The following is an 18,212-nucleotide window of genomic DNA, read 5'->3' on the forward strand; positions in this document are numbered from 1 at the left end:
GCTGCGCACCGACCTGGCCTTGGACGCGTTGGAGATGGCGGTCTGGAACCGGTCCCATGTCGGCCGCCGGATCGATGGGCTGGTTCACCACTCCGACCGCGGAGTGCAGTATCTGGCGGTGCGCTACACCCAGCGGCTGGCCGAGGCGGGGGCGGTGGCCTCGGTCGGATCCACCGGCGACTCCTATGACAACGCCCTGGCCGAGGCGTTCCACTCGTTGTTCAAGGCCGAGCTGATCCGCAACCGCGGGCCGTGGAGGAACTTGGACGAGGTCGAGATCGCGGTGGCCGAGTACGTGGACTGGTTCAACCACCGCCGCCTGCACGGCGAGATCGGCTTGGTTCCGCCGGCCGAGTTCGAGGACGACTTCTACCGGCAGCGGGCCGGGTCAACCGAAGGCGAAGCGTTGGTTCCGAGCCTCCAATAAACCAGGCACGAAACAGGTCGCACTGGGCGAGTTCCCCTGGCTGGTAGGTCGTCCGCGAGGCCGGATCCTGGGGAAGATAGAGCGGCCGCAGCTGGCGGACGCGGTCCTTGAGCACGGTCATCGACCTTTCCCAGCCGATGCGCTCGGCGATGACGGTGGCCGGCATGGTCGGTACCTCGCGCAGCAGCTCACGGATGCGGGGCTCGAAGGCGTCCACGATCGAGCCCTTGGGCTTGCGCTGGTACTTGGGCGGGTCCTGAGCGGCCAGGGCCCGCTTGACGGTGTTCTTCGAGACGCCCATCTGGCGCGCGATGGCCTTGATCGGCATCTGCTCTGATCGGTGCAAACGGCGGATTTCCGCCCAGTCCTCCACAGTGATCACCTTCCTGATCATCAGCAGAGGGGGTCAGATTTCAGACGACGCTACGGGGTCAGTATTCACGTGTCGCCGACACCTGGCCTGGGCAGGTCGCTGGGCGGGTGTCGCATGCGCTGCGGGGGCGTCTTCATCGGGGTTCATCAGGGAGAGACGACGACATGGGGAAGAGGCCCGCCGATGACGAGCCCCATCCACCTCCACCTGGCCCCACAACCTGGGCCAGCGAACGGCCCCACGGGCCGGGGCTGTCCGGGGCCCTGCCCGTGGTCGCCGCTGCCGCCGTGCCCGGGGTCCTGGCATGGGGCGTGTGGATGGTGTCCCATCGAGTGGTGTGACTTTTCCGGCCCTGTTCCCACGGATGCGCGTCAGCGGTGTCGGGCGGATCGGTGCACCGCCGCCTCCGGCGGCTTCTTCATCCCGGTCAGCGGGCCGCCGGTACGCGGTGGCCTGCCCGGCTTCGGCCAACCATCGCGATGACCTGCAAGGACGCACTCGCGCGAAAATTACACCACTCCCGGGGACGTGACCGGTGTGTGGGGCCGCCAGCGCCCCGGTGTCGGCCCTACCGGCCGTGCCCGGCCATCCGCCCCAGGACGCGTTGGTCGGGGCGGTCGGGCCGTACAGCGGCCCCGCACTGGTCGGCCCCGGTTCCCGTGCCGGGTGGGTGTGTGGCGGCAAAGGGATGAATGATCACGAAGCAGGTGCTGGAGCGAGGTTCTTCGCCCATCGGACAGGCAATCCATCGAATCCGCTTGACCACCTCGGCGAGGTCGAGCGTGGATGCGTGGTGCCCTGTCGTCGGCGGGGTCGCGTGCTGTCTTCGTGCAGTTCAGAGGTGGTGGGGAGGTGGGTGTGGTGAAGCGGGATACTCCAGTCGCTCTGGCCGAAGTCAGTTCATTGCCGGTGGTGCTCAGCCCGGTGGAGGCCGGGCGGATGTTCGGCCTGGGACGCACCACCGTCTACCGGCTGCTCCGCGAGGAGGCCTTCCCGGTCCCGGTCCGGAGGGTGGGCAGGACGTGGGTGGTTCCGACTGCCGGGGTGTTGTCTTACCTCGGCTTGGAGACTCCAACGACCTCGACCGCCACCACTGACGGGTGCGGGTGCGGTGCGCGTACGAACACCACGGAAGAGGGGTGAGCGACTGCATGGGCGTGTACGAGGGGTCGGTGTTCAAACGGTGCGGGTGCCGGGAGGAGACCAGCGGCCGGGCGCTGGGGGTGAGGTGCCCGCGGTTGCGTCGGGAGGATGGGGCGTGGAACCCGCGCCATGGGAACTGGTGGTTCCAGCTCGAACTCCCGCGCACCGGCCAGGGCAAGCGCCGCCAGGCCCGCCGGGGCGGCCTGGCCTCGCAGGAGGAGGCCCGTCGCCAGCTCGACCACGTGAAGACGCTGCTGGCCCTGGCCGGGGGCGAGCCGGATCTTGAAGTCCAGGTCGCGGACCTGATCCAGACCGCGCTACGGACCCGGAAGCCGCTCCCCGACCTGGAAGAGGTACGTAAACGCATCGGCGCTGGTGTGGATGCCCGTCGGGAACCTCCGCTGGTGGGGGAGTGGTTGCGCCAGTGGTTGGACGGCAAGCCCGACCTCGCCGAAGGGACCCGGGCTTCCTATGACGGGCACATCCGCAAGTACCTGGTCCCGCACCTGGGGAACATCCGGGTGGATCGGCTCCAGGCGCGTCATGTGGAGGCGATGTTCGCGGCTATCGAGGAGGCCAACGTGCACATCCTGGAGTGCCGCGACTCCTCCGATCCGCAGGTGAAGAAGTCGGTGCGGGGGCGGCGGGTGATCTCGCTGTCGACCAAGCACCGGATCCGTGCCACGCTGCGCAGCGCGCTGTCGGACGCGGTCCGCTCACCTGACCTACCGGTGTCGGTGAACGTCGCCTCGCATGTCCGCCTGCCGTCCTGTCCGAGGAAACGTCCCCTGGTGTGGACGGCGGACCGGGTCCGCTTGTGGGAGAAGGACGGGAGTGTGCCGGGTGAGGTGATGGTGTGGACCCCTGAGCAGACCCGCACCTTCCTGACCCATGCGAGGAGGTACACCTGGTTGTTCCCGATGTTCCACCTCATCGCTGTCAAGGGGCTGCGCCGGGGTGAGGCGGTGGGGCTGCCGTGGGCGAACACCCGTCTGGTGGACGGCCAGATCGATATCCGCGTCCAGGTGGTGCAACTGGCGTGGGAGACGATCACCTCGACCCCGAAGAGCGCGGCGGGCCAGCGCACGATCACTTTGGACGCCAACACGATCAAGATCCTGCGGGGCTGGAAGAGGTTCCAGAACGAGCAACGCCTCGCGGCCGGGAAGAACTGGAACAGCACCGGGTTGGTGTTCACCCGCCAGGACGGGTCGGGCTGGCATCCGGGTCAGGTCAGTGACTGGTTCTGCCGCATCGCCAAAACCGCCGCACTTCCGCCCATCACGCTGCACGGGCTCCGCCACGGGGCCGCCTCGCTCGCGCTGGCGGCGGGAACGGACGTGAAGGTGGTCTCGACTGAGCTGGGCCACGCGACCACGCACTTCACCCAGGACACGTACCAGTCAGTGTACCCCGACGTCGCGAAAGCCGCGGCGGAGGCGACCGCCGCGCTGCTGCGCGGGGAACCGGTGTCTGCCGGGTAGCGGGACGGGGGAGCACACCAGGAGCGACTGGACACCCCGAGCCCCGGGCCGTGCGGCGGGTTCACCCCGCCCGTCCTGGGGTTTCCTCGTGGGCAGGACCGGTCGGCCATCGGATCAAAGGTCTCCTGGGCTGAGCTGGGCCTTGCAGCCGATTCCACTCCGTTTTCTTCCGAAACCGGTGGCGAGGTCGCTTTTCGGGTGATCCGAGCATGGCTCTCTGCCTTGGGACGATCTCCCATCAAGGAGGCATATTGGCATGCGCACAAGGATACGCACCTCGCGAAGCTGGGTTTCTCGCCGTCGGATCGTGGAATGAACCCGGTGTGCTTCCATTCATCGGATGCGGGGTTCGAGGAGTTCGCCCGAAATGCTCAAAAAGATCCCCGGTGTGATTGCTATCCTGATGGCACTCGCCCTCCTTGGCTCAATGCCACAGGCTCATGCCGCACATGTTCTACCAGCGGCCAAAGTCGAGGACTACTACGCAGAGATCAACGGAGTCGAATACCGACCGTTGCAGGAGCGTTCTCGGACATGGGCGGCCTGCGGGGCGCGGGACGACAGCCACAAGCTTGTCCGTACTTTCACTAAAAACGGCGGCCCGTCCGGAAAAAACGCCTACCTCAAATGTGGCTCGCAAGGCTGGGGGTATCGCCATATCAAGGACAGGCACATGGATGACTGGAACAACATCGCCGCCCAGATAGGAGATAACTGGAGGTCTTTCGCTGACTTCGCGATCGAACAGATTCTTATCGCACCCGAAAGTGTCTCCTACAGGGCTGGGAACGACACCTATGCGTTCACGGCGCCAGTGCAGATCCGAGACGGCGACGGGAACGTCGTCAGGACCTACCGGCCTGTGGTATCCGTCGCCAATGAGTCACGCAACATCATCACGGCCTATCCCCGGCGAGGGTAAGCGAGGGCGTATGGACGACACACTCCTGTTCACCGAACTCATGCACCGGCTCAACCTGAATGACGGCTCGGCCGAGGAGGCTCCCGACCGGATGGGTGTCCTTCTTCGCCGGTGGCAGGGCCGTGACCTGGATCCGCCGTACGTGTTGCATGTGGATCCGCTGACGCTGGGGGAGCACCTGCGGTCCATAGAGGACATCAGCGAAGTGTTCCCGGACACCACCCCTGAGATCGGTGCGCTTCAATTGTTCCTCGTCCATATCGAGGAAGCCGTCGAGACCGCTCCGGAGGGCCACCGGCACTTGGTGATCGGCCCGGCCGGGGTGTACGCACAGCCGGATGTTCCACCGCGGACCGATCGCAGCGTTTAACACAGGGCCGACACCTCCAGGGCAGGAGGTTGCCGCCGATCACATTGCGCGGGCTGCGCCACAGGGCAGCCCCGCTCGCGTTCGGCGGGGTCGGACGTGAAGGCGGCCTCGGGCGAACTCGGCCACGCGACCGTCCATTTCACGCAGGACACGTACCAGTCGGTGTTTCCGGACGTGGCGAAAGCGGCGGCGCAAGCCGCCACGCTGTCGTTGCGCGGGGCGGCGCCCGTGTCAGGGTGTGTGGGCGGCTGACACACCCGGACGGCCCCCGGGGTAGGGGATGCGGGGTGTTCGGGGCGGACGTGGCCGTATCCGCCCGTCCGTGTCGGTGGGTGGACACTGGGCCACCCCGGGGTCGGGCTTGGGGCGCGCCCCAAGGTCACGGGATGGCAAAATGCTCCGTGAGGTGCGCCCCCACCTGTACTGGACCTTGCACTGGGGAGCACACCAAGAGCATTTCAGGCCCGGATCCGGGTCTCGCGCCTCGCCTGTTCGACTTGCGTACCCCGTTTGACCTGGGGTTTTGTGGCGCACCCGGCAGGATTCGAACCTGCGGCCATCGGATTAGAAGTGTCCTGGTTGCATACCGTCACGTGACGCTACGTACCGTTTCATGTCACCCCATCCGATCCGCCGTGCCGTCCAGCGCCGTGTCGTGCCGTGGGGTGTCGCCCCGGTCCAAAACTGCGGAGCACGAACGGAGCACGCGCGGCCGGATTGCGGCGTCCAATGGCACCTCGCGAGGTTCTCGTTCGGCGTTCGGCCGCTGACCGTGCGGTACCCGCGAGGTAGGTATCACGGAGACGTTCGCCTGCCGATGGGGACGGTCAGCAGCCGGAAGTCACCCCGGCGGCCTTCCGACCGGGAGTACCACGACCATGTGTACCGGTACGCGCTGCGCAGCGCCAGGTCCTCTTCCCGCTTGGCGGTGGTGCCCTGGCCGGCGTAGGGCCGCCAGGCGCGAACACCCGCCAGGTGGGCGCCTTCGTAGAGGCGGAAGGTGTCGTGGATGGCGGGCCGGTGGTGGTCGGGGCGTTTCCAGTACAGGGGGTCGTTGGTCAGGAGCAGCACAGCGCCGCTCCAGCCCAGGTGCCGGTCGGTGAGCTGTTCCAGGTCGCGGATGTCGCGGACTACGTCGTAGCAGGTGAGGTCCTGGGCGCTGTGGTTCTTGAGGGCGAAGCGCTCGCCCGCCACGGTCCCGGTCCAGGTCGCCCGGGGGTAGCGCAGCCGCAGGGCCAGGTGCACCCCCACTGCAGGGATGGACACGCGCAGGTCCACGCGCTCGGTTCCTCGGCCGTCGCCGGGGTGGAGTTTCAGGGGCGGGTCGCAGGCGTGGATGCTGCGGGTGAGGGAGTGCACCAGGTCGGACTTGGACTGGAACACCGGCCGTGTGCGCCTCAGGTGCTCGATCCATGCCCCGAACCGGCTGCCCCAGTTGCTCATGCCGGTCAACCCACAGCCGCACTGCCATGCATGGAACGGGCTTCCTCGGATCGAGACTCATCGAGGTGTTCTGTTCCAGTGCGTGCCCTCTACACCAGTTCTCATCAGAGGCGGTCAGCGGGCTCGCTACGTGGCTGCTTTTTCTGTAACTGTTAGATTTGGTTGGGGCGCAATTCATTGCCGCTCAAAGTCAGCAAATGCAAACCTGCATCATTGCACAGGTTCTGGAGTTCTGTGCGTGTACTTTGGGGGATGGTGTCGACGGCGGCGGCGAGGTGGGTGTCAGCACCGAGGCGTTGACTGAGACGTACATCGCGCTCGATTTGCTCTTGGGTGAATTGATTCGCATTGGTCTTGACCTCCCCTGCGATGATGTGGCCAGCATGGACACCCAGGATATCCATTTCCACCTGCTCGTCCGATCCGTTTAGCCATAGGTTGGTGCCGGGCAAGACGAATGACTGAGGGTCCTTACGTGTCAGTGCGGCAGCGGCGAGCAGATGCGGAAGAACGCCTTGATCGCTGACTCGATCAACAAAAGTGTTGAGTCGGTAGAAGACCGAAGGGGCATGGGAATTGGAGTCAATGGCGTAGGGCGCGACGGCTTCGCAGCCAGGACAGGTAGCTTTATTGGTTGTTTGTGACAGTGGTACGAAGCTGTCAACCCCGCATCGGTCACATCGGGTTTGCAGCCCGCGTTCGGCCCAGTTGAGCGCACACAATTTTTCCAGCGCTGCGATGCCCGCATTTGAGGGAAGGCTCTCCAAGTTGTGCGGAGTGCTATGGCGGCGCTTAGCTTGACTGCCGTAACGCTCCGCGATGTCCTGAGCTACCTGCGGATCAATCGTTCCGCTTCCTGCGGCTGCCTTCAGATCGCGTAGCAGTTTCTTGGATTTCGGTGTGGTCAAGGCGACCAGTGCCTCATACACATTCGGTTCAAGAAGTGCGGATACATTCGAAGTTTCTTGTAGTGCTACGCCCAGGCGCCCCTTGTCGGATAATTCATACCTGTCGGTTGCTTCTTTCAAAACTGCATGAACAGTCTCGGGAAGGGTGGGAATGTGAAACTCGAACCGGTATTGCTGACTTGCGGAGACGGGCAACTGGATGCTATCGTTTCGCCACTCTGCTTCTGAATCAATGAGCTTTGCAACTGGGTCCCGATGAGGCAATCCTTCCAAAGGGCTGCCGGAAAAACGAACCAGGGCACGCCCGGATCCTTCGAAACCTACGGGAGAGGAAAATCGTACCGCTGTCTTCTCCGTGGACAGGTGCACATCAACCGAGACGGTCTGGCCATAGCTGCGGTCGAAGAAAAACCACCCGCGCGGATTGATATCAGCACGGTAGGTGAACGGGCTCTGTCGCACCGCAGCAGGGGGGAAGTGGAGGTTTGACGATGGTGCCTCCTCGGTATGGTCCAAGCCGAGTATCACAGCGATCTCGTGCAGCTGCTCCTCTTCCACACTCATGCTGGCCAGAACTACATCAGGAACAAAGTCAGCGGGTCGGCGCAGTGGTTCGCTGGTGAGATTGCGGCCGAAGTCTGTCCAGTTCCGTACGTGGTCGGTAGTGTCTTCCTCGCCGCAGGGTAGTAGCAGCATTGGCGCCGGGAAAAGGAAATCTTGGATGGCTCGCAGGTTCCAAAAAGCCAGGCAGTCGGCGAAATCGTTTGGTTTGGTCACCCAGATCACCGCTGGAAGTGGTCCCGGCGGGCTCAAGGCCTTGTGAACATTGAACTGTGTGACTGTCTTGTCAAGTAAGGTGTCGCCTTGCAGTTGTGCTGTCCCGATCTCATCGCCTGTGCGAGGACGGCGGATGTATATGTGCCTTTCTTGAATATGCGCGAGATGTTCGTCGGTTAGCTCTCCTGCAGCAACGACCTGCCACAGTGGGCCTTCCTCACATGCGATCACGGGCGCCTGCACCCACGGTCCGGAGGTGTTAAAGGGATGGCAGGTGTGCATGGTTGGGCCTCGCCGGTCGATCTGGGCCAGGGGCACCAGTTCAAGCTGGAGAGTATTAGCAACACACTGAGCAGAGTCCTCGGGTGCGTCGATGTTCACCGCAGCCTCGACATCAGCCGTTTCCACAACCCGCTGCAACCAGGGGTCCAGCATGCCACCGTCAGGAACAGCAACGATCGGTTCGGCCATTCCGCCCCACCGGCTGCTGGCCTCCTGCGCAGCACGCCGAAACCCGTCTACACTGCCCTCACCGATCAGATACACCGCACGCGACGGCAGGATCGCTGCCGTCAGCAAAGCCTGCCCTAGATGTGTCACAGACCTCATTATTCACAAAACCTGCCTTCGCCGCAGCCTCCAATAAGCCCGGCACGAGACAGTCCTGCGCCGCCACCGCCACCGCCACCGGCACCGGCACCGGCACCGGCACCGCCAGCAGACCCAGGCCGCAGAACACGGCCTGGACTGGGACCCTCAGGGGTATGTGGGGCGTTTTCCCTTGAGTGTGGACACCTTCTGATCAGGCAGCGAGCTTCAACCTAACCGCTCGCTGCTCGTAGACGAGCGGGCTGAGATACCCGTTCGCCGAATGACGCCTCCGAGTGTTGTGCCAGCCGATCCAGGAGAACACCGCCAACCGGGCCGCCCTGACCGTGGGCCACCGCTTCAACCCCAACCCCTGCAACGTCTCCCGCTTCAACGTGGCGTTGAACGCCTCGGCCGCCGCGTTGTCCGCGCTGGAGCCCACCGCGCCCAACGACCGCGCCACCCCCAGCCGGCCGCACACCGCCGCGAACTCGGCGGAGGTGTACTGGGCACAGTGGACGGAGTGGAACACCGCTCCGTCCAGGGACCCGCGCTCACGCGCTGCGGCCTCCAACGCGTCCGCCACCAGGGACGTGCGCATGTGGTCGGCGATCGACCAGCCCACCAGACGGCGCGAGTACAGGTCGATGACCGTGGCCAGATACAGGAAACGGCCCCATTCCACGGGCAGGTAGGTGATGTCCCCGACATAGCGGATGTTAGATGCGTCCGCGGTGAAGTCCCGCTCCAGCAGGTCGGGCACCGGCTCCCGAGACGGTGCGGGCACGGTGGTGCGCACCTTCGTGCGCAGATGGATGCCCTGCAGGCCAGCGGCCCGCATCAGGCGTTCGACACGCTTGTGGTTGACGTGGTGGCCCCGCTCGCGCAGCTCGGCGGTGATGCGCGGGGAGCCGTTGGCCGGGTCGGCCTCGTGGATTGCCGCGATCTGCGCGGTCAACTCGGCATCACGCGCGGCCCGCTCCGCACGGGCACTCGCCCTCTGCTCCCAGGCGTGAAAGCCCGACCGGGACAGGCCCAGCACCCGGCACAGCCGCTTGACACCGAAGATGTCCCGGAAGTCCTGGACGAAGCTGAAGCGGCTCACCACTTCGTCTCTTTCGCGAAATAGGCGGCTGCCCGGCGCAGGATCTCGCGTTCGGTCTCCAGCTCGGCGACCTGGGCGCGCAGCCGCTTGTTCTCCTGTTCCAGGGACTCGCGTCGGGGGGTACGGCCCTGGGCGGGCGCGGTGGCGGTGGTGGGGCGGGCCTGGTCGTCTCTGCGGATCCAGTTGCGCAGGGTCTCGCGGTTGAGGCCGAGCTCGGCGGCGATCTGCGCGATGGTGACCCCGGGGCGGGACCGGTACAGGGCGACCGCGTCGGCTTTGAACTCGGCCGGGTAGTGCTTCATGGCCATGGGTGTGGACTCCTCCTCAGACTCAAGCGTCCGATATGTCCACTACCCGGGGGGAAGCCCCAAGGCCGGGTAGTTAGCGTTCTTGCACTGTTGGCAAGAGCTCCAGTGGATCTTCAACAGCGGTGTAGACACCCGGTCCGCTCTTGTGGATCAGCCCGGCCCTCGCCCACCGGGACAACTGCCGGTACATGCTCCCCAGAGTGATGTCTCCCAAACGATGAGCGATCTCCCGCGCACCCCATGGGCGGCCGGGATCGGCCGTGAGCAGCGCAACAACCTGTTCGCGGCGCCGATCAGCCCGGGCTGAGCGCCTTTCGTCCCGCGAGACCGCAGGTAGCGCAGGCTCAGGGAAGGCGGGTTCGCGGACCTCGATGTCCAGACCGGTGACCGTGCGGCTCGTATCGGGCCGTCCGTCGTCTTGGCGTTCGCCGTAGCGGGAGATCGGTGACTTGACTTTGCGGGTGCCCACCCGCAGCCGCCGGGCGAGCAGCAGAGCGGCCAGGATCCGCCGCCCGATCGGCCCGACCGGGTCGACACAGGCCACTGCCTGGGCCCGGACCACATGGTCGCGTGCCCTCTGGAGCGCGACGGTGAAGGAGCACCGGTCCGGATCGGTGCCGGGGCGCGACTGCGCGGCGTCGACCATCACCGTCCGCAACGCCTGGTAGAGCACCAGCAGCGCCCACATCTCCTGCTCCACCCCCGCCGGGTCGCCCGAGCGCAGGATCCGGCCGCCCAACAGGGTGTGCCGCAGCGCGTAGTACGCCGATTCGTGCTCCCACCGCTGGTGGTAGAGGTCGACCAGGGCGGGGGCCGGGTAGCGGCGCGGGTCGGTCAACGTGGTGGCCAACCGGTAGGAGGAAGCGAACACGGTCCCGTCACCGCAGGTCACCGTCACCCGGGCGTCGATGATCCGGACTCGTACCGTTCCGATGACCGACAGGTAGGAGCCGTCACACAGGTGGGACAGGACCGGTGTGCGCCGGTTGGAGCGCAGCCGTCCCAGGACGCGGGCGCCAGTGCCACAGGCGGCGGCGAGGAAGTCGTTGCCGTCGAAACCTTTGTCCCAGAGCACGAGCATGTCCGCGTCCAGTAGGTGCAGCAGGCGTCGGGCGTAGCCGGTCTCGCCCTCGGCCGTGGGGCCGAAGACCGCGCCGATCAGGGCCCGGGTCCCGGTCTCGACCAGGGTCATCAGTTCGAGCATCGGGTAGCCGTTGCGGTCTGAGGTGCCGAAGCGGGCCCGGTTGCGTTCGGTGTCGGGGACTTTCAGTGAGGAGCATCCGTCGAAGGACACCGTTCGGTAGGGGCCGAACCGTACGCCCGGGGTGGTGGGCCGGGCCAAAGGGCCGGACAGCACCTCCAAGAGCGTCCTCACAGGGGCGCTGCCCACTCTGCGGCGCAGATCGCGCAGGGCCTTGGCCGTTGGTGGGGTGGGGCCGATCCCGCCCAGGGCGGCGGTCATCTTGTCCCAGACCAGCGTGTATCCGGCCTCGGGGAACAGACACATCGCCAGAAGGAAGTAGACGCCGACCCGGGAGGGCAGGGCGCGCAGCCTGCGCTGGACGCTGCGGGTCTGTTCCAGGACCGCGTCGATGAGCTCGAAGCCGATGACGGTGGTCAGCGCTCCGAGGTGGCCGGGCGCGAACACCCCCGCGGCCACAGTGATCGTGTGGGAGATGGTGGTCAGGGCAGCGGGTGGGGGAGAATGACGAGGCAACGGAGTTCCTGAAGGGACGGGGCCGTCTTGGTCGACTACCTGTCCTACAGGGCTCCGTTGTCTTCGTTCTCGGTCAGGGCTCCTTGAGCGCACTACTTGCATGAAACGCAAGAACGCTAACTACCCGGCCTTGGGGGAAGCCCCATCGACGCCCTGACGATCCTTGTGGCAGGCGTGGACCTGACCGGCGTCGTGGTCACCGCCGATGCCCTGCACACCCAGACCGACACCGCCACCCACCTGGTGCAGGAGTTGCACGCCGACTACGTTCTGACCGTCAAACGCAACCAGAGGACGTTGTTCGGCCAGGTCAAAGCCCTGTCCTGGGCTCAGGCCCCCACCCTGGCCACCGCCCGGGACCGCGGCCACGGGCGGGCCGAGACCCGCACCGTCAAGGCCATCGACCTCGCGGGCAGGACCGGTTTCCCGCACGCGGTCCAGGCCGTGCGGGTGCGCCGCCACGTGAAGGATCTGCGCACCGGGAAGGTGTCGTGGACCTGCGCGTATGCGGTGACCTCGCTGGAGGTCGAGCAGGCGGACGCGGTCCGGGTCGGAGCTCTGGTGCGGGGGCATGGGGGCATCGAGGCCTGGCATCACGTCAAGGACGTCACTTTGGGCGAGGACGCCTGCAAGGTCCGCTCCGGCCACGGCCCCGACAACCTGGCCGCGCTACGGGCTCTGGCCCTGGTGTTCCTGGGCCGGTTGAGACAGGACACCGTGCCCGACGCGATCCGGGGGGTGTCGTATGAGGCGTTCACCCGCCCGCTGGACGTGATCGGTCTTCACTGACCAGCACGAACATCACCGCTCACCGAGAATGAAACAGCCCTGGTGTCGCCCCGGTCCAAAACCGCGGAGCACGAACGGAGCACACACGACCGGTTGGCGGCATTCGATGCCACCTCACGAGGTCCTCGTAGGCCAAGGCCGCATGGCGACAGAAACCAAGAATCAAACTCCACACAAGCCGACACACACCACTTTGGCACGTTGATCGACACCCATGGTGGACTGACTTGCTCGCGGTGAAGGTGTCTACTGTGGTGTTTGAACTGGAGTTTTTGGCGTACCTAGTGGGATTCGAATCTGTGGCTCTCGGGGTAGAGGCCCCTGCCTTCTGCCAGAGCCTTCACCATTCGCCTGTTCTGTGCCACCGGTTCCCCCTATCGTCAGGAGAGTACGGGCCGGAGCGGCTATCCTCCAAGGGGTTTGTCGTCCCGACAGCTCGGCTTGCCCCCCGAAAGACGAACTTCCAGGGACACACATGGCGATGGTGGAGACGGCGGCGCTGGGCGTGGCCAAGGTGGTCGGTACCAGGGCGGGATCGATATGGCTGGCCCAGCGAACTGCCGCCTCCGACCGTGACAAGGATCTGACCGAGCTCATGAGGCTCACGTTCCGGGACACGGTCCTGCGTCGGAGGGTCGAACTCCAGTTGGAGGGGATCGCCCTCTCAGTAGCGGATCGCCTGTTGCCTTTGTGCGAGCAGGAGTTTCGTGGCCTGGACGACGCGGATCGCGCGGCGGTGCTGGCTGAGCTGACCGACACCCTGGAGCGGGCCGACCTGTCGGACCAGGAACTGCTGGGCGCTGATCTCGACCCGGCCATTCTCATTCGTAGGGTCCGCGCCCGCATGCCCCGCCGGGACCGGCGCTTCGAGTTCGGCGAGGCAGGGGCCCGGTTGTTCGAGATCCTTCTGGAGGAGTGCTGCGAGGATTTGGTCCGGATCGTCGTCTCCCTGCCCCAGTTCCCCGCACGCGCCTCGGCCGAGGCACTCTCCCGACTGACTGGCCTGGCCGACCAGGTCTCTGCGGTACTTTCCCGATTGCCGCAGCGCAGCCTGGATGCGCCCGAGGGCATGGGCGACGACGAGGAGTTCGGCCGCCGCTACGCCGAACACATCAGCCGTACCCTCGACCAGGTAGAGCTTTTCGGGGTCCGGGTGCGGCGCTACCGTCCGCGCACCTCGTTGAGCGTGGCCTACATCAGCCTGAGTGTGTCCGCCGAGGACCGGCTTCGTCCTGCCCGTGACCAGCACTATGGGCATCTTCCCCTGGCTGGGGAACTTCCTTTGGAAGCCAAGGCGCCCGCGACGGCCACCATGCGGGTGGAGAGCGCTTTGGGGGATCGTCGGAGGACCCTCATCCGGGGTGAGGCAGGCTCGGGGAAGAGCACGCTGCTGCGCTGGCTGGCCATCACCGCCGTGCGCGGACGCTTCGATTCTGACCTAGAGGCGTGGAACGGATTCACTCCCTTCCTGATCAAGCTGCGCAGCCACGCCAAAGGAGCCCTTCCGGGCCCCGAACGCTTCCTGGAGGGGGTGGCTGATTCCCTGGCTGAGCTTATGCCCCGCGGCTGGGTCCACCGACGACTCTCCTCCGGGCGCGCCCTCCTGCTCGTTGACGGAGTGGATGAGCTTTCGGCTGCACAGCGCCGTCGGGTCCCCGGCTGGCTCCGCGACCTGCTGGCGACCTTTCCTGGTCTTCGGGTAGTGGTGACCAGCCGACCCGCCGCTGCAAGCGCAAGGTGGCTGGAGGGGGAGTCCTTCGGTACCGCCCACCTCGTGCCGATGGGGGCCTCCGACCTGCGCGAACTGGTCGGCCAGTGGCACCAGGCAATCAGCACCTCGCCTGGACTTCCGTGCGAACCGGAGGCCCTGCCCCGCTATGAGGCGGAGCTGTTGGCCCGGTTGGAGAGCGCACCCCACCTGCGATCCCTGGCGTCGACTCCGCTCCTGGCAGCGATGCTGTGCGCGCTAAACCTCGACCACGCCACCCGGCTGCCCCGGGATCGGATGGGTTTGTACGCGGCTACCTTGACTATGTTGCTGGACCGGCGCGACGACGAACGGGACATCCCGGCCTTCCGCGACCTGGAACTGGACTACGAGCAGAAACTGCGGATGCTTCAGGGGCTGGCTTGGCGGTTGTCCTCTTCCCAACGCTCCGAACTGCCCAAGTCTGTGGCGCTTCGAGAGGTGGAAGAACGGGCCGCGACGATGCACGGGGTGCAGGGGTCTGCGGAGACATTGATGGAGTACCTCCTAGAGCGGAGCGGAGTGCTGAGGGAACCGGTGGACGGGCGGTTAAACTTCGCGCACCGGACCATTCAGGAGTACCTGACCGCCAAACAAGCGGTGTACGACCATGACATTGAATACCTGGTCGCCCGCGCCCATCTGGCCGGATGGCGGGAGACTGTCATCATGGCGGCAGGGCACGCCAATGGCCCCCAGTTGAAGGAACTGCTGGGCGGAATCCTGACCCGGATGGAGGCCGAGCCCAGGCACGCCCGCTATCTGAAGCTGTTGCTCGCTGCCTTCCTGGAGACCGCTTCGACGGTACCGGCGGAGCTCCGGGAGGCGATCCACGGCTGCGTGGATGATCTCGTACCACCCCGGGACAAGGCGACCGCGCGGTCGCTATCCACGGCGGGCGAAGTGGTGCTCGAAATGCTGCCGGAGAGTCTGGACGGGCTGACGGACAAACAGGCGGTGGCGACTGTCCGTGCAGCGACGCTGGTCAACGGCTCCAAGGCCTTGAACCGGCTGGCAGGCTACAAGAAGGATCCTCGTAGTGACGTGCAGGAGGAACTGCAGGACGCGTGGAAGTACTTCGACCCCGACGAATACGCGCGCCGTGTCCTTGCGGATACCCTCCTGGAGGGTTCGAGGCTCACCGTTGACTCCCATAGGCAACTCGCGTTTTTGCATCGCTTTCCTGGGCTTCGTGCGCTCTCCACCTCGATCCCGCAGTTGCGGAACTTGGATTTTCTCGAAAGGGTTCCCGGCCTGAGAGATTTGAGGATTCACCAAGCCGAGCTGGAGGATATTTCTGCGCTCCGGAACCATGGGAATTTGGATTTCTTTACAGCCGAACTCAACTCCTCGGCCGATGTGGGTGTGTTCCGGCATCTCCTTTCGCTCAAGGAACTCAACCTGGGTATAACTGGTCAGGAAAGCCTCGATTTTATCGCTCAGATCCCCCAGCTCGACAGACTGACACTCCGAAACCTGGAATCCATCGACGACCACTCTCCGCTTCTCTCCCAGGAGAGCTTGACGTGCTTGTGGCTCTTCTGCTGTCCGGGCCTCGAGAACGTGGACGTGCTTCCTCTGTCGGATAGCATCGAAGAACTGTGTCTCACCGGATCACGCCTGCGGTGTGACCTATCGGAAGTGGTGGCGAGGGCACCGCGAACCAGACGGTTGAACATATGGGACTGCCAGTGGGTGTCCAGTCTAGAGCCACTGTCGGATCTCCATTTGGAAAACCTGGTACTCGGACAGTTTAACCCGAGGGTTGACCTCGGTCCCATATTTTCCCATAAGGGCTTGCGCGTTCTTTGGATGCAGGGCGTGTGGATCCGCAGCCTGGAACCCCTGGTCGAACTGACTCAACTGCGCGATCTCTACCTTAAGGACTGCCTTGGCATCGAGAGCCTGGCTCCTCTGGCCTCCTTGCCGTCACTTCGAAAGCTCAATATTGTGGACGCACAACCTGGCCTCGACCTTTCTGCTCTCGAGGTGAACAGGAAACTGACCGTCTGTATCCGTGAGGGGCAGGACGTGCGGAATAGGGAGGCGTTGCGCGGACGTATTACTGAATTATCTGCATGACGAGGGTTGCCCCGAAGTGTCGTGTACTGGATTTAGTGGAGACCCTGGTACTACAGTTGCACTTCCGTTTTGTCATGATTCACAAGCCGCTCGTCTGCGCCGGTGGCAGCCCATCGCCAGCGCTTGGTGGGAGCGTCTGAACACCGACCACGCCAACACCTGCTCTGGGCCGTGCCCGACCGCGAACAGGGCGTGCATCAAACGGGCGATCTCGTTGCAGGACAGCGCCACCATCCCTGACCGGTGCGGATGCAGGCGCAACTCGGCCAGGCGGCAGGTGGCCACGAACGCGTGAGCGACCATCACCAGCAGGCTCCACCGCTGCCACGAGGTCCACGTCCGCACCTGGTGCTCATCCAAACCGGCCAGGCCCTTGCCGTGCCGGAAGGACTCCTCCACCCTCCAGCGGCGCCCGGCCACCACCACCAGACGCGCCAAAGGCACCGCCACCGGGGCGAAGCAGTGGAAGAACGCCAGCTCACCGGTGGTGCGGTTGCGGCGGATCAGCACCCATCGCACCCCGTGCTCATCGGTTCGGTCGTCGATGAGCGCCCAGCCGTAGTAGCGCTCGCCCTTGGACCCGGCCCCGGCCGAATGCTTCTGCCGCCCCCGCTCCGGCACCAGGACGGCCAACTCTTTGACCGGCAGGGGACCGCGCGGGGTGGGCAAGGGGTCGGTGGCCGACATCTCCATCACGTACCCCACCCCGTGTTCTTCCAGGTAGCCGCGCAAGTGCGGGTTGCGGCCGTAGACCTCGTCGCCGGCCACCCACGCATCAGGGGTGTTGCTCCAGGGCGGCGGCGATCATCTGCCGGGCCAGCTCGGTCTTGGTGGCGAAACGGGTCGTGTCGGGGATCCCGGCCGCTCGGCGGCGGGCGAGGTCCCCGGTCCAGGTCCGGGGCAGGTAGAGGCGGTGGTCGATCAGGGCGTGGGCGGTGGGTGTGGTGTGGGCGAGGTAGACCGCGACCTGGCAGTTCTCGACCTGGCCGGTGACCCCGGTGTACTGGCGGGTGACCCCGACCGTGTGTTTTCCCTGCTTGATGTCACCGGTCTCGTCCACGACCAGGACCGTGTCAGGAGTGCCCAGGTGCGCGATGACATGGTCGCGCAGCGCGGCGGCCAGAGCCGTCTCGTTGATGCGGGCGCGGGAGAACAGGTGCTGGAACCGGTACGGGGAGGGGTGACCGGCGTGTTCGGCCAGGGTCCAGCAGTTCTTGGCCTGCAACGGGGCCAGCAGGGCGCTGATCACCTCGCGGGCGGTGGTGCGGGTCTCGGGGCGGGCCAGGTGCGGGGTGACGACGGTGTCGATGGTTTCGTTCAGCAGGCGCGGCCACCGCTGGGCGGCTACGCTGGTGTCCGCGGCCGCCGCCTGTTCTTTCTTTGTCTTCACAACCATTGATGATCGGGTGGCGGCCGTTCGTGTGTCCGGGAAACCGCCAGATCAGCGGCGCTTAATCCTCCGGAGCGGCGCAGAGCGCTCAGACCAGGACAAACCGGAAGTGCAACTGTAGTACTGGTATGTGCCGGGATCGCCTCCCGGCACACATGAACCGGGCGGTCATCGCTCGTGATCTCTGGGTACATGTCGAGGGTGATGTCGGCTCCCACCGGCATCGTGCTCGTTGCTCTGGGGTTTTCCGAGTATCGGGACCCAGCCCAGGTCTTCGCGCTCTGTCTGCGTACGGCTTGCGGAAAACCCTACGTAAGGGGATGCATCGGCTCTGAGTGCTCTGGCCCTACCCCCTCACCGCTTTCCCCGTTCCGGTTCCTCGCCGGGAGGCAGCCGATCAGAGGACCCCTCCTGTACGGCCTCGCTTCGCTCCTCTCGTGCCGCGCGCACAAGTTCCCCGATCGCCCGGACCACGGGGATGAACGCCTTCACCAATGCCGCCAGGGCGTCCGCCACCCGAGTGCACGCGAGCAGTACCAGCGTGACCGCCCCCACAACGGTCACCACCATCTCCATGTCCATGCCCACCTCCGACTGTTTCCGACGGCCACCCGCCGGTCGTGCTGCCAGAACGGGACA

The 18,212-nt window shown here is 65.5% G+C and carries 14 protein-coding genes and 2 pseudogenes; 8 read left to right on the forward strand and 8 right to left on the reverse strand.

All coding sequences use genetic code 11. The features are described 5' to 3' along the window. On the forward strand, positions 1-427 hold a 427-nt coding region (locus tag QJS33_RS14900; RefSeq protein ID WP_306368568.1), incomplete at its 5' end, for an integrase core domain-containing protein. On the opposite strand, the pseudogene QJS33_RS14905 reads toward QJS33_RS14900, so the two are convergent. Beyond that, a pseudogene (locus tag QJS33_RS14905) lies at positions 426-809 on the reverse strand (helix-turn-helix domain-containing protein); the annotation flags it as partial. The gene QJS33_RS14900 and the pseudogene QJS33_RS14905 sit on opposite strands and share 2 nt — an antisense overlap. Positions 810-1,586: 777 nt before the next feature. On the opposite strand from QJS33_RS14905, the gene QJS33_RS31410 reads away from it, so the two are divergent. From QJS33_RS31410 to QJS33_RS14925, 5 genes and pseudogenes are all read left to right on the forward strand, one after another. Then, positions 1,587-1,943, forward strand: a complete 357-nt coding sequence (locus tag QJS33_RS31410) for a helix-turn-helix transcriptional regulator (protein ID WP_372339664.1) — start codon at positions 1,587-1,589, stop codon at positions 1,941-1,943. An 8-nt stretch (positions 1,944-1,951) separates the two neighbouring features. Further along, entirely contained in the window at positions 1,952-3,427 is a 1,476-nt protein-coding gene (locus tag QJS33_RS14910; RefSeq protein ID WP_306368613.1) for a site-specific integrase, read from the forward strand. 367 nt (positions 3,428-3,794) lie between these two features. Beyond that, positions 3,795-4,349, forward strand: a complete 555-nt coding sequence (locus tag QJS33_RS14915) for a hypothetical protein (protein ID WP_306368569.1) — start codon at positions 3,795-3,797, stop codon at positions 4,347-4,349. 10 nt (positions 4,350-4,359) lie between these two features. Then, a complete protein-coding gene (locus QJS33_RS14920; protein ID WP_306368570.1) occupies positions 4,360-4,719 on the forward strand; it encodes a hypothetical protein in 360 nt (119 codons plus the stop codon). A gap of 29 nt (positions 4,720-4,748) precedes the next feature. After that, a pseudogene (locus QJS33_RS14925) lies at positions 4,749-4,971 on the forward strand (site-specific integrase); the annotation flags it as partial. A gap of 543 nt (positions 4,972-5,514) precedes the next feature. On the opposite strand, the gene QJS33_RS14930 reads toward QJS33_RS14925, so the two are convergent. From QJS33_RS14930 to QJS33_RS14945, 4 genes are all read right to left on the reverse strand, one after another. Then, positions 5,515-6,162 carry a hypothetical protein gene (locus QJS33_RS14930; protein ID WP_306368571.1) on the reverse strand — a complete coding sequence of 216 codons (648 nt, stop codon included), beginning with the start codon at positions 6,160-6,162 and terminating at the stop codon, positions 5,515-5,517. 152 nt (positions 6,163-6,314) lie between these two features. Continuing rightward, a complete protein-coding gene (locus QJS33_RS14935) occupies positions 6,315-8,447 on the reverse strand; it encodes a hypothetical protein (protein ID WP_306368572.1) in 2,133 nt (710 codons plus the stop codon). 202 nt (positions 8,448-8,649) lie between these two features. Next, positions 8,650-9,848, reverse strand: a protein-coding gene (locus QJS33_RS14940) for an IS3 family transposase (protein ID WP_372339665.1) whose coding sequence is annotated in 2 segments (ribosomal slippage) — positions 8,650-9,554 and positions 9,554-9,848 — 1,200 coding nt in all. Because the reading frame shifts where the segments join, the coding sequence is not laid out codon by codon here. A 73-nt stretch (positions 9,849-9,921) separates the two neighbouring features. Then, positions 9,922-11,565: an IS4 family transposase gene (locus QJS33_RS14945; RefSeq protein ID WP_306368574.1), complete on the reverse strand. Its 1,644-nt coding sequence runs from the start codon at positions 11,563-11,565 to the stop codon at positions 9,922-9,924. A gap of 153 nt (positions 11,566-11,718) precedes the next feature. On the opposite strand from QJS33_RS14945, the gene QJS33_RS14950 reads away from it, so the two are divergent. Then, entirely contained in the window at positions 11,719-12,354 is a 636-nt protein-coding gene (locus tag QJS33_RS14950) for an ISAs1 family transposase (RefSeq protein WP_306368614.1), read from the forward strand. 475 nt (positions 12,355-12,829) lie between these two features. Next, positions 12,830-16,183 carry an NACHT domain-containing protein gene (locus QJS33_RS14955; RefSeq protein WP_306368575.1) on the forward strand — a complete coding sequence of 1,118 codons (3,354 nt, stop codon included), beginning with the start codon at positions 12,830-12,832 and terminating at the stop codon, positions 16,181-16,183. A 72-nt stretch (positions 16,184-16,255) separates the two neighbouring features. Here QJS33_RS14955 and QJS33_RS31415 read toward each other — a convergent pair whose 3' ends face one another. The 3 genes from QJS33_RS31415 to QJS33_RS14965 form a co-directional block, all read right to left on the reverse strand. Next, the gene (locus QJS33_RS31415; RefSeq protein ID WP_372339666.1) at positions 16,256-16,951 is read right to left on the reverse strand and encodes a hypothetical protein; all 696 of its coding nucleotides are present in this window, start codon (positions 16,949-16,951) and stop codon (positions 16,256-16,258) included. A 7-nt stretch (positions 16,952-16,958) separates the two neighbouring features. Further along, entirely contained in the window at positions 16,959-17,573 is a 615-nt protein-coding gene (locus QJS33_RS31420; protein ID WP_372339667.1) for an IS701 family transposase, read from the reverse strand. Positions 17,574-17,927: 354 nt separating this feature from the next. Then, on the reverse strand, positions 17,928-18,155 hold the full coding sequence (locus QJS33_RS14965) for a hypothetical protein (RefSeq protein ID WP_306368576.1): 228 nt from the start codon (positions 18,153-18,155) through the stop codon (positions 17,928-17,930). Between the last annotated feature and the right edge of the window lie 57 nt (positions 18,156-18,212).

Source organism: Nocardiopsis sp. CC223A (assembly GCF_030766825.1).
GTDB lineage: Bacteria > Actinomycetota > Actinomycetes > Streptosporangiales > Streptosporangiaceae > Nocardiopsis.